The 11,842-nt window shown below is 74.0% G+C and carries 8 protein-coding genes; 4 read left to right on the forward strand and 4 right to left on the reverse strand.

What is annotated here, in order from left to right:
• The first annotated feature begins 122 nt into the window (after window positions 1-122).
• From A3CE_RS53015 to A3CE_RS0147445, 4 genes are all read left to right on the forward strand, one after another.
• On the forward strand, window positions 123-2,012 hold the full coding sequence (locus A3CE_RS53015; RefSeq protein WP_020647168.1) for an AfsR/SARP family transcriptional regulator: 1,890 nt from the start codon (window positions 123-125) through the stop codon (window positions 2,010-2,012).
• Complete coding sequence (locus tag A3CE_RS0147435; protein WP_020647169.1) at window positions 1,981-3,102, forward strand: hypothetical protein; 1,122 nt, start codon at window positions 1,981-1,983, stop codon at window positions 3,100-3,102. The genes A3CE_RS53015 and A3CE_RS0147435 overlap by 32 nt, the downstream gene beginning before the upstream one ends.
• Before the next feature lie 3 nt (window positions 3,103-3,105).
• Complete coding sequence (locus A3CE_RS0147440; RefSeq protein ID WP_020647170.1) at window positions 3,106-6,201, forward strand: type 2 lanthipeptide synthetase LanM family protein; 3,096 nt, start codon at window positions 3,106-3,108, stop codon at window positions 6,199-6,201.
• 129 nt (window positions 6,202-6,330) lie between these two features.
• Window positions 6,331-7,347: an LLM class flavin-dependent oxidoreductase gene (locus tag A3CE_RS0147445; RefSeq protein WP_020647171.1), complete on the forward strand. Its 1,017-nt coding sequence runs from the start codon at window positions 6,331-6,333 to the stop codon at window positions 7,345-7,347.
• 65 nt (window positions 7,348-7,412) lie between these two features.
• Here the strand turns inward: A3CE_RS0147445 and A3CE_RS0147450 are convergent, their stop codons facing one another.
• From A3CE_RS0147450 to A3CE_RS53890, 4 genes are all read right to left on the reverse strand, one after another.
• On the reverse strand, window positions 7,413-8,777 hold the full coding sequence (locus A3CE_RS0147450) for an FAD-binding oxidoreductase (protein ID WP_020647172.1): 1,365 nt from the start codon (window positions 8,775-8,777) through the stop codon (window positions 7,413-7,415).
• Window positions 8,774-10,960 (reverse strand): peptidase domain-containing ABC transporter, encoded by a 2,187-nt coding sequence (locus tag A3CE_RS0147455; RefSeq protein ID WP_020647173.1) that lies wholly within the window; start codon window positions 10,958-10,960, stop codon window positions 8,774-8,776. Before A3CE_RS0147455 ends, A3CE_RS0147450 begins: the two co-directional genes overlap by 4 nt.
• Window positions 10,957-11,508 (reverse strand): hypothetical protein, encoded by a 552-nt coding sequence (locus A3CE_RS0147460; RefSeq protein ID WP_020647174.1) that lies wholly within the window; start codon window positions 11,506-11,508, stop codon window positions 10,957-10,959. Before A3CE_RS0147460 ends, A3CE_RS0147455 begins: the two co-directional genes overlap by 4 nt.
• A gap of 64 nt (window positions 11,509-11,572) precedes the next feature.
• Window positions 11,573-11,767 (reverse strand): mersacidin/lichenicidin family type 2 lantibiotic, encoded by a 195-nt coding sequence (locus A3CE_RS53890; protein WP_020647175.1) that lies wholly within the window; start codon window positions 11,765-11,767, stop codon window positions 11,573-11,575.
• Window positions 11,768-11,842 lie beyond the last annotated feature (75 nt).

Below are 11,842 nucleotides of genomic sequence, written 5' to 3' on the forward strand. Positions count from 1 at the left end.
GCGACCGGAAGACGACCTCGTTGGTGTATCACCCATTGCGGGGCAAGCTGGTGACAAAGTGTCACCGGGACCGTCGACGAATTGTCGACGAACTGTCGACGGGCCTTGCGACCGTCGCCGCCATGAAGTTCGGCATGCTGGGCCCGCTCGAGGTGTGGGACGGCGACGAGCGGTTGCACCTCGGCGGGCCACAGCAGCGGGCGCTGCTCGCGGTCCTGCTGGTGAACGCCAACTCGGTGGTGTCGGCCGACCGGCTGATCGACCACCTGTGGGGCGAGCGTCCACCGGACTCGGCGCGGCGCCTGCTGAAGGGGTGCATCGCGGGGCTGCGCAAGGCGCTGCGGGTCGGGCGCACGGACCGGCTGCTCACCCACCCACCCGGTTACCTGCTGGAAGTGCTGCCCGGCGAACGGGACCTCGACCGGTTCGACGAACTGGTCGAGACCGCCGGGCGGCTGCCGGACGACCCGCCGGTGCGGGCGGCGGCCCTGCGTGAGGCGCTGTCGTGCTGGCGGGGGCCCGCGCTGGACGGGCTGGTCCCGGAAGCGTGCCGGGCGGAGGCGGCCCGGCTGGACGAGCGCCGGCTGTCGGTGCTCGAACAGCGCGTCGACCTCGACCTGCGGAGCGGCCGCTACTCCGAGCTGGTGGCCGAGCTGCAGGCACTGGTCCGGCAGCACCCGCTGCGGGAACGCCTGTGGGCGCAGCTGATGCTGGCGCTGCACGGCGCCAACCGGCAGAGCGACGCCGTCGCCGTGTACCGGCGGATCCGGCGTTCGCTCGTCGAGCAGCTCGGGGTCGAGCCGAGTGCGACGCTCCGGCAGGCACACCGCGTCGTGCTGGCCGGGACGCCGGAAGCGGCGGCGCGGACCACGCGTGCCGGGGCGCCGTCGGTGCCCGCGCAGCTGCCCGCGGTGGCCGCCGGGTTCACCGGACGCGACACCGAGCTGGCCGAGCTGACGCACCTGCTCACCGCGTCCCGCTCGGCGGTGCCGATCGTCGCCGTGCTGGGTGCCCCGGGCGTCGGCAAGACCGCGCTCGCCCTGCGCTGGGCGCACGCCGTCCGCGACCGGTTCCCGGACGGGCAGCTGTACGTGAACCTGCGGGGCTACGACCCCGGCCCGCCGCCGGCGCCGGCGGCCGCGCTGGCGGGGATCCTGGCCGGGCTCGGCGTCGCGGTGCCGGACCACACCGTCGACGTCGACGAGCGGGCCGCCCGGTTCCGCACCGCGGTGTCCGGCCGCCGGATGCTGGTCGTCCTCGACAACGCGGCCACGGTCGAGCAGATCCGCCCGCTGCTGCCCGGCACGCCGTCCTGTGCGGTGGTCGTGACGAGCCGGAACACGCTCCCGGGGCTGGTCGCGCTCCACGGCGCGCACCGGCTCGGGCTCGGCCCGCTCCCCGCCGAAGCCGCGAAAACCCTGCTGCGCATCCTGATCGGCGCGCGGGCCGACGTCGAGCCAGAGGCCGCGGCGGCGCTGGCCGAGCACTGCGACCGGTTGCCGCTCGCGTTGCGGGTCGCCGCCGAATACATCGCCGGACGGCCGGCCGACGACCTCGCCGTTCTCGCCGGCGAGCTCCACGACCACCGGCTCGAGGTGCTGGAAGCCGGCGGCGATCCGCGGGCCGGCGTGGGAGCGGCGTTCTCCTGGTCCGCCCGGCGGCTCCCGCCCGACGCGAGCCGCGTGTTCCGGCTGGCCGCGCGGTTTCCCGTGCTGGACGCGGAAACGGTGGCCGCGGTGCTCGGCGGCGGGGTCTGCGCGGCCCGCCGCGTCCTGGAACTGCTCGCCACCGAGCACCTCGTCCGGCCCGGCGCGGACGGCCGGTACGTCCTTTCCGGACTGCTCCGGATCTACGCCGCGAGCCTCGACGAGCCCTTCCGACCGGCTGCCCACCATCCGCCGACCCGCCTGCTCCAGGGTGAAGCCCCGGGTGCGGACGCCGGGTCCCCTCACCCCGGCTCCCCTTATCCACGGAGAAACCATGACCGCGACAACCGCTCCATCCCTGCGTGACCACCTGCGGGTGGCCCTGCCGAGGATCGCGCCGGTCCTGCTCTCGCCCACGGCGGCGGAGTGCCTCGGCCGGTGGGCGGGCGCGTTCCCGCCCGCCGCGTGCATGGTCGAGTGCCACCTCGGCCTCGACGAGCCCCGCGCCGACTTCCTGATCCGCTTCCTGCGCTCCGACGCCGTCGCGCTCGCGAACGTGGACGGCGAGGCCGCCCCGGCCACGTGGACGCGGCTGCGCGCCTTCGCCCGGCTCTGGGCCGCGCGGGACTCGCCGCTGGCCGCGTTCGCGCAGACGTGGCTCGAGTTCGACCTGCCCCGCCCGCACGCCGGGGCCGCGCTGCCCGCGCCGTCGTTCTTCGCCGATCTCGACCCGGCAGCCGCGCGGTCCGCCGACCCGGCCGCGACCGCGGGGGCCGCGCTCGCCGTCCTGGGCGACGGTGACGTCGATCCCGCCGTGCTCGCCACGATCGCCACCTGTGTCACCGAGCTGCCGCCCGAAGCACGCTGGCTCTCGCTCGGCGTGATGTTCGGCAGGCCGGCGGATCCGGTCCGGGTCTGCGTCGCCGGCCTGCCCGCGAGCGGGGTGCCCGGCTACCTCGAGCGGATCGGCTGGACCGGCTCGGCCGCGCAGCTGCACGCGATCCGCGACGGCCTCGACGGCTTCACCACGCTGGCCACCCTGGCCCTGGACGTCGGCACGTCGGTGCGGCCGCGGCTCGGGATCGAGTACAACCTGGAAGCCCGCCGCAGCCTGCACGACAGCGCGGCCCGCTGGCGGCCGTTCCTGGACCGGCTGGTCGAGGACGGGCTGTGCGCCCGGCACAAACGCGACCCCCTCCTGGCCTGCATCGGGTTCGACCACGAGCGGATCGACCAGGAGAGCTGGCCGGCCGGCCTGCGTGCCGCGTCCGACCGGCACGGCCCGAACGTGCTCAGCGTGCTCCTGCGCAAGCTCGCGCACGTCAAGGTGGTGTTCGAGCCGGACCGCCCGGTGGTGGCGAAGGCCTACCTCGAGCTGACCCACGACTGGCTGGCCTTCGACCCGGTGACCCGGCAGGCCAGGTTCACCGGTTTCCCCGATGGAACAGGAGCTTGAGCTGTGCTGACCGAACAGTGGTATCGCGGGTTGTCGCTGGCCGAGCGGTTGCCCGCCGGCGCCCCGGCGGATCCGGAACGCGGGGCCCGGCGGCTGGCGCGGTGGCGGCGGCAGCGCCCGTTCGACTCCGGCGACTGGCTGGCCAGGCGGCTGGCGGCCGACGGGATCACCGAAGCCGACCTCGCCGCGGTCCTCGGAGAGGACGACGCCGCGCTGCGCACCCGGCTGGACCGGCCGGCCTGGCTGGCCGACGTCGCCGCGTTCGCGGAGCCGCCGGCACCCGGCGACGGCGCGGCGGATGGGTTCCTCGCCCTGGCCGAGCCCCTGGTGCGGCACGCCTGCGCCGAGGTGACGGCGGCCGCGACCGAGCTGGCCGCCGCCGGTGGCCCCCTCGACCCGGCGCGCTCGGCGGATCTGCTGCGCGCGCACCTGCTGCCGACGTTGCCCACCATGGTCGAACGGACACTGGCGCTCGAACTGAACGTGGCGCGGCTGCGCGGGGAAACGGCGGGCGACACGCCGCAAGCGCGTTACCGCAGCTTCGTGCGGCGCCTGCGCGAGCCGGCCACCGTCGAGGCGTTGTTCGCCGAGTACCCCTTGCTCGGCAGGCTGCTGGCCGAGCACGTGCGACGGCTGACCGCGGTGCACGTGGAGTTCCTGCGCCGGCTCACCGCGGACTGGCCGGACATCCGGAAGCTGTTCTCCCGCACCGATCCCGGCCTGCTGTCCACTGTGGAGGCCAACCTGGGCGACCGGCACCGCGGCGGCCGGGCCGTGCTGGTCGCGGGCTTCTCCGGCGGGTTCCGGCTGGTGTACAAGCCGAAGTCCCTGGCGGTGGACACACACTTCCAGGAGCTTCTCGAGTGGCTCGGCACCGTCGTGCCCGGCCTCGGGCTGCGCACGCTCGCGGTGCTGGACCGCGGCGAGTACGGCTGGACCGAGTTCTGCGCGCGGACGACGTGCCGCTCCGAGGAGGAGGTGGCGCGCTTCTACCGCAGGCTGGGCGCCTACCTCGCGTTGATGTACGGGCTCGGCGGCACGGACATGCACTACGAGAACCTCATCGCGGCGGGGGAGCACCCGGTGGTGGTCGACCTCGAGTCGCTGTTCCAGCCCAACATGGCCGTCCAGTCGGAGATCCCGCTCGGCGGCCCGACGGCGTCGCTCGACTCCGTGCTGCGCGTCGGCCTGCTGCCGCAGCGGTCCTGGGGCCACACCGGCGCGCCCGGCCTCGACCTGTCCGGCCTCGGCTACCAGGAGAACCAGCTGTCGCCGCGCGCGTCGCAGTACTGGGCGGAGACGGGCACCGACCGGATGCGCACCGACCGCAAGCGCATGGCCACCTCCGGCGGGCACAACCGGCCGACCCTGCGGGACGCCGAGGTCGACGTGCTCGACTACGCCGAGGAGCTCGTCGACGGCTTCCGTGACACCTACCGCGGGCTCCTGGCGCACCGCGCGGAACTGCTGGCCCCGGACGGCCCGCTGGCGCGGTTCGCGGCGGACGAGATCCGGGTCATCGTGCGCCCCACCCACATCTACAGCCTGCTGCTGCGGGAAAGCTTCCACCCCGACCTGCTCCGGGACGGCCTCGACCGCGACCGGTTCTTCGACAAGCTGTGGGTGTCGGTCGACGACTTCCCCTACCTCGGCCGGGTGATCGCCGCGGAGCGCGCCGACCTGTGGCGTGGTGACGTGCCGATCTTCGTCACCACCCCGGACTCGGTCGACGTCCGGACCAGCGCGGGGGAGCGGGTGGCCGGGTTCCTGGAGCGGCCGAGCATGGAGGTGGCGCGGGAGCGCATCGAACGGCTCTCGGCGGCGGACCTCGACTGGCAGACCTGGATCGTCCGCGGCTCGCTCACCTCGCTCGCCCTGGGCGACGGCACCGCCGGTCCCGCGACCTATGGCGGCCGGCTCGTGCCCGGCATCGCCGGGGCGGCCGACTACCTCGCCGCGGCGCGGGCCGTCGGAAACCGGCTGGAGAAGCTCGCCGTCCGGCGCGGCGACGACCTGTACTGGCTCGGCCTCACCGCGTTCCAGGAGCAGTACTGGGACCTGACCGCCCTCGACGTCGACCTCTACGGCGGCGTCTCCGGCATCGTCCTGTTCCTCGCCTACCTCGGCCACGTCACCGGCGAGGACCGGTACACGGCGCTGGCCGAAGGCGGGCTGTCGACGGTGCGGCGGCTGGCCCGCCGCGGGAGTGTCCACACCGGACAGATCGGCGCCTTCTCCGGGCTGGGCAGTCCCGTCTACCTGTTCACCCACCTCGGTGTCCTGTGGGACCGGCCGGCGCTGTTCGACGAGGCACAGGAGCTCGCGGCCGGCGTGGCGGGGCTGGTCGACGCGGACACGCAGCTCGACGTGCTGGGTGGTGCGGCCGGCTGCATCGGCGCCTTGGCCGCGTTGCACCGCCACCGGCCGGACGGCGGTCTCGTCGACGCCATCGTGCGCTGCGGTGACCACCTGCTGGCGACCGCGCTCCCGGCGGGCGACACGCTCGGCTGGCCCTCGCCGATGGCCGACCGGCCGCTGACCGGCTTCGCCCACGGCGCGGCCGGTGTCGGCTGGGCCCTCGCGACCGCCGCCGAACTCGGCGCGGGACAGCGGTTCGCCGACGCCGCGGGCCGCGCGATCGGCTACGAACGGGCGCGGTTCCTGCCGGACCGGGGAAACTGGCCGGACCTGCGGGCCGACGACCCTTCGGCGGGCATGACGGCGTGGTGCCACGGCGCCGTCGGAATCGGGCTCGGCCGGCTGGCCCTGCCCGGCCCGGCGGACCCGGAACGCTCCGCCGAGATCGCCGTCGCGACGGCGGCGGCGCTCGCCACCGGGTTCGGCGCCAACCACAGCCTGTGCCACGGCGACTTCGGCAGCCTCGATCTCCTGCTGGCAGCCGGGCACGACGAGGCGGCCGACCGCGGCGCCGCCGTCCTCGCGAGCATCGACCGGCACGGCTGGCGCTGCGGCGTCCCGACGGGCGCGGAGACACCGGGGCTGATGGCCGGGCTGGCCGGCATCGGCTACGGCCTGCTGCGCGCCGCCGACCCGGCGCACGTCCCGTCCGTCCTCGCCCTCGAACCACCCAGACCTTGACCGAGGCGCGCTCCTTGTCCCGGCTCAAGCGCCTCTTCCATCCGGCGGGCCGGAGCCACCGGAACCGGCCGACGCACCGCGCTGTCCGGGGCGCGCGCGACCTGACCCACTCGAAACGAGGAGCTCTCGATGACCGTTCCGCTGTCCGTGCTCGACCTCGCCCTCCTCGGCACCGAGTCGGCCAGCGCCGACGCGCTGCGGGACACGACCGAGGTCGCCCGCCGCGCCGACGAGCTCGGCTACCACCGCTTCTGGGTTGCCGAACACCACAACGCCCGCAGCGTGGCGAGCACGTCGCCCGCGGTGCTCGCCGCGCACCTGGCGGCCGTGACGTCGCGGATCCGGGTCGGGTCCGGCGGTGTGATGCTGCCCAACCACCCCGCGCTCGTCGTCGCCGAGCAGTTCGCGATGCTGGAGGCCCTGCACCCCGGGCGGATCGACCTGGGGATCGGCCGGGCACCCGGCACCGACCCGGTCACCGCGTCGATGCTGCGCCGGGCACCGGCCGCGCTGACCGACGCCGAGTTTCCCCGGTACCTGCAGGACCTGCTGGGACTGCTCGGTGACCCGCGGACGAGCGAGGGCGTCTGGGACCGGTTCGCCGCCACTCCGGTGGCCCGCTCCGCACCGAGCGTCCTGCTGCTGGGGTCGAGCGACTTCAGCGCCCGGCTCGCGGCGCGGCTCGGCCTGCCCTACGCCTACGCCCACCACTTCAGCACCGGCGCCACGTTGCCCGCGCTCCGGCTCTACCGCGAGACGTTCGTCCCGTCGGCGGTCCTCGCCGAGCCGTACGTGATCGTCACGATCAACGTCCTCACCGCGGCCACGGACGACGAGGCCGACAGGCTGGCTGTCCCGCACCGGATGCGCGTGCTGGAGATGCTGACCGGCCGGTCGGAGCAACTGCTGCTCAGTCCCGAGGCGGCCGCGGCACACCCGCACGTGGACAAGGCGCGCCGGCTGCCGATCAACCTGATCACGGGCGCGCCGGACACGGTCGCCGCCGGCCTCGCCACACTCGCCGGTGAAACCGCGGCCGACGAGCTGATGGTGATCACCGAGTCGGCGGAGGTCGCCACGCGGGTGCGGAGTTTCGAGCTGCTGGCGGAGGCGTGGTCGCGGGCGGGCTTGCCAGTGCTGCGCTGAGCGTCCCCGCCCGCGTGTAGTGAACGACTCTTTCCTGACGTCCGACGTCAGGAAAGAGTCGTTCACTACCTCGCAGCAGAGACCACCGGTGAGGGCTCGTACTCGATGAAGCCGGGGTTCAGGATCCCGGCCGGGTCGTAGCGGTGCTTCAGTTCGTTCACCGCCGGCCACTCGTCGCCGAAGTGCAGCCGCCAGCGCGGCAGGTCGAGGTGCACCCAGGTGGCCAGGTGGCGGGTGCCGCCCAGCTCCAGCGCCCGGTCGCTGATCCTGCTGAGCAGGGCCAGCGCGGCGGGCAGCGCGGTGGCGCGGAGGGTGGGGAACAGGCCGACCATGACGAGCTGCTCTTCGCTGCCGGGGACCCGGAACATCGGGGTGGCCGTCATCGCCCGCCGGGCGGGCCACAACCGGACCGGTGCCTCGGTGCCGGCGAACAGCGCCTTGCCCACCCGGTGCACGAGGTCCAAAAAGGACAGTACCCGCGACCACGGCAGGAAGACCGCCACCCACGGCTGAGCCACTCCCGCGACGACGGGGGTTTCCGGGGTCTGCTCGCGGGCCAGGAACCGGGCGGTGGGCTGGTCGGACGGCGTGCCCCGGCGCCCGGCCAGCCCGGTGACGGGGCAGCTGGCCGGGGGTGTCCCGGCCTCGATCGTGGCCAGCACCCGGTAACGCCACCGGCCGTCGGGTGCCGGCGCGCCGGTGCACTCCAGATTGTGCAGGGGCGAGCCGGCGGCCACCATGCGGTCCAGGTCGGCCAGCAGGTCCTCGGGCGTGTCGTAGGTCAGCGGGTAGGTCCGCGCCACCGGCCCGAACGACCGCAGCCGGTGCGTCACCTCGGTGATCACGGCGAACTGCCCCATCCCGCCGAGGACGTGCCCGAACAGCTCGGGTTCGCGGTCCGGGTCGCACCGCAGCCGGTCGCCCGCGCCGGTCACGACCTCCAGGTCGGTGCAGTTGTCCACCTGGGCGCCGTACCGGAACGACCCTTCTCCCCAGCCGCACGCGGAATGCGTGCCGCCGACCGTGACGTGGGGGTAGCCGGTCAACGCGGGCGGCGTGAGCCGGTGCGGGCTCGCTTCGGCGACGACCGAGCGCCACCGCGTCCCGGGGCCGGCCCGGAACCGGCGGGCACCGGGGTCGATGTCCAGGTCGTCCAGCCGGGTGAGGTCCAGCACGACGCCGCCGTCGTTGGTGGACTGCCCGCGCAGCGAGTGCCCGGTGCCGCGCGGCGACACGGGAATGCCGTGCTTCGTGGCGTAGCGGAGGGTGGCCGCGACGTCCGCGGGTCCGTCCGGGTGGACCACCACGGCCGGACGGCGGTGCACGACCTGGCCGTAGTCGCTCTCGTGGGCCGCCAGTGCCGCCGGGTCGTCCGAGACCCGGCCGGCGAGAAGCCTGCGCAGGTCGGCCGTCAGTGACTGGTCGTTCATGGGGTCCGCTCCAATTGGGTGCGCAGCAGGCCGGCGTAGTGGCCGCCGAGTTCGAGGAGTTCTTCGTGCCGCCCGGCCTCGACGATGCGTCCCCGGTCGAGCACCAGGATCCGGTCGGCGTTCTGGATGGTGGACAGCCGGTGGGCGATGACGATCCGGGTGCACGCGAGCGCACTGAGGTTGGTGTCCACCTGGGCTTCCGTCGCCATGTCGAGATGGCTGGTCGCCTCGTCGAGGAGCAGGAACGTCGGGTTCGTCGCCAGCGCCCTGGCCAGTGCCAGCCGCTGGCGCTGGCCGCCGGACAGGCCGCTGCCGCCCTCGCCGAGCAACGTCTCGTACCGCATCGGCATCCGTTCGATCTCGTCGTGGATGCCGGCGAGCTTGGCGACTTCGACCACCCGGTCCAGCGGCATGGCCGGATCGCCGATCGAGATGTTCGCCCGGATGGATCCGTTGAACAGGAAGGGTTCCTGGAGCACGACCCCGAACTGGCGGCGCACGCCGTGGATCCCCAGCTCCGTCAGCGGCGTCCCGTCGTAGCGGATGGTCCCGCCCGTCGGCTGGTACATCCCGAGCAGCAGCAGCGCCAGCGTGCTCTTGCTGGCCCCGGTGCGGCCGACGAGCGCGATCTTCTGCCCGGGTTCGGCGGTGAACGACACGTCCTCGAGCACCCGCTCCCCGTGCGGGTCGTAGGAGAACGAAACTCCGGACAGCTCCAGCCGGCCGGTGAGCCGCGGTTCGCCCGCCGGGGTGGCCGGTTCGGGCTCGGCCTCGACGACGTCGATGATCCGGCGCAGGTGCGCGCCCGCCAGCTGCAGCTGCTGCCCGGTGGTGACGAGGGAGGCGAGCGGGGTCAGGAACGCCGTGGCGACGGCGATGAGCGCCAGCATCGTGCCGAGCGGCATCGTCCCGGCGGTCACGCTCACCATGCCGACGGTGAGCAGGACCAGCGGCGCGAACGTCCGCAGCGCGTTCAGGACCGTGTCCACCACCGCCGCGAACTGGTTGCGGCGCAAGGAAAAGCCCAGCTCGCGGTGGAACAGGTTGGACCAGAAGTCCAGCACGCGGTCTTCGACACCGCTGGCCTTCAGCGTGCCGATGCCCTTGAGCAGCTGGACCCCGAAGCCCTGCGACTCGGCCTGGGCGACGAGGTAGCGCTGGGTCAGGTCGCGCAGCGGCCGCGCCGTGACCAGCAGCACCACCACCTGGAGCACGCCGATTCCGAGCGCGAGCAGCCCGAACACCCAGCTCTGGGTGAACAGCACCACGAGGAACACCAGCACGAACCCGCCGTCGAGCACTGCCGACAGCGCCTGGCCGGTGAGCATCTCCCGGATCACCGCGGAACTGCCCAGCCGCAGCAGGAGGTCGCCGCTGGTGCGCTGCGCGAAGAAGGTGTAGGGCAAGCTCAGCAGGTGGCCGAACAGGCCGAGCATGATCTGCGTGTCGAAGCGGCCCTGCAGGTGGATGAGGATCGCCGAACGGAGGTACCCGGCCACGAGGTCGGTGACCACGATGAGCGCCGCGCCGACGGCGATGACGCCCAGCAGGTCGGTCACGTGCAGCGGGATGACGTAGTCGACGAGCACCTTGGTGAGCACCGGGACCGCGAGCGCCATCGCCTGCAGGATCAGGGAAGCGGCGACCACCTGGACGAGCATCCGCCGCCAGCCCCGCATCCGCAGCACCTGCCGCAGATACACCGACCACGCCGACTGCCCCGGCCGGCGGGCGGCGAGCCCGGGCCCCGGGGCCACCGTGATGACGACGCCGGTGAACTCGCGCGCGAACTCCTCGTCGTCGACGATCCGGCGGCCGACCGCCGGGTCGACGATCCGGTAGCCGCGCCGCAGCCGTCGTTCGATGATCACGAAGTGGTTGAACGACCAGTGCGCGATCACCGGCAGCTCGAGCCGGCCGAGTGCCGCCAGGTCGAGCGAAAAGACCTTGGTGCGCAACCCGAACGACCGGGCGGCCTGGACGAGTGCCCGCGCGGTGATGCCGTCGCGCGCGGCGCCGAAGAACTCCCGGCACTCCGAGACCTGGGTGACGCGGCCGTGGTAGCCGAGCAGCATCGCCAGGCACGCGGCACCGCATTCGGTGGCGCTGAGCTGCAGCAGCACCGGCAGCCGGCGGCGGGGGGACAGCCATCGGTCGAGTGCGCGCCACCACCGGGCGATCATCGGAAAACCTTGCCGAGCACCGGCAATCCGGCCAGCACGCTGCGGGACCCGGCCCGCACCCTGGCCGGGAGGCGGTCGCCGGCCGCCACCGCGCCCGCGTCCAGCCGCACCACGGCGACCGCCGCGGGATCCGGCAGCCCGGTTCCCGGCACCCCGAACCGCGCCGCCAGTTCGGCCGCTGCCAGGGGAACGCGTTCGTGCGCCTGGACCGTGCCGCGGACGTCACCCTGCTGGAGTACCACCGGCGCGCCGTCGGCGAGACCGGGCAGGTCCGCCGCGGGCAACGCGACCACGAGCACCACCGCCTCGGCGGGCCGGCCCACGTCCCGGCCCGGGACGGCGAACGCGGTTCCCGTGCCGTAGAACGGCTCCGGGAGCGCGGCGAGGACGGCCATCAGCAGTCCGAGCACCCCCAGCACCAGCCACAGCCGCCGGAAGGCCCGGGGCCGGGCCGACGGCGGCAGGACGGCCGCCCACCGGCCGGTGCGGTGGTGTTCCAGCGCCTGAGCCCGGAAGATCGACCGGGGTTCGCCGGGTTCCTCGGCCATCTGTTCTCCCTTCGATCCGAGCGGCCCCGGCGGCGCGGGTGCGCCGCCGGGGCCGCGGCCACCGTTACTGCGTGGAGTTGCAGCTGCTCCAGCAGCAGGAGTCCAGCGCGGCGGCGCCGGCGATGAGGTCGTCGAGCGCCTCGTCGGTGAGCTCGATCAGGCCGGCCGGGTTGCCCGGCAGCACGGCCCGCTGCGCGGGGCCGAGGCTGTTCCGGAACTCTTCGTCCTTCCAGGACCGGATGATTTCGTGATCGGACATGCGTTTCTCCTCGGTGCCGATGGGACGGCCGGATTGGCCGTCCACGCCTGCCGCGGTCACGATGCCGGGGAGTGG

Source organism: Amycolatopsis balhimycina FH 1894 (genome assembly GCF_000384295.1).
GTDB classification, from domain to species: domain Bacteria; phylum Actinomycetota; class Actinomycetes; order Mycobacteriales; family Pseudonocardiaceae; genus Amycolatopsis; species Amycolatopsis balhimycina.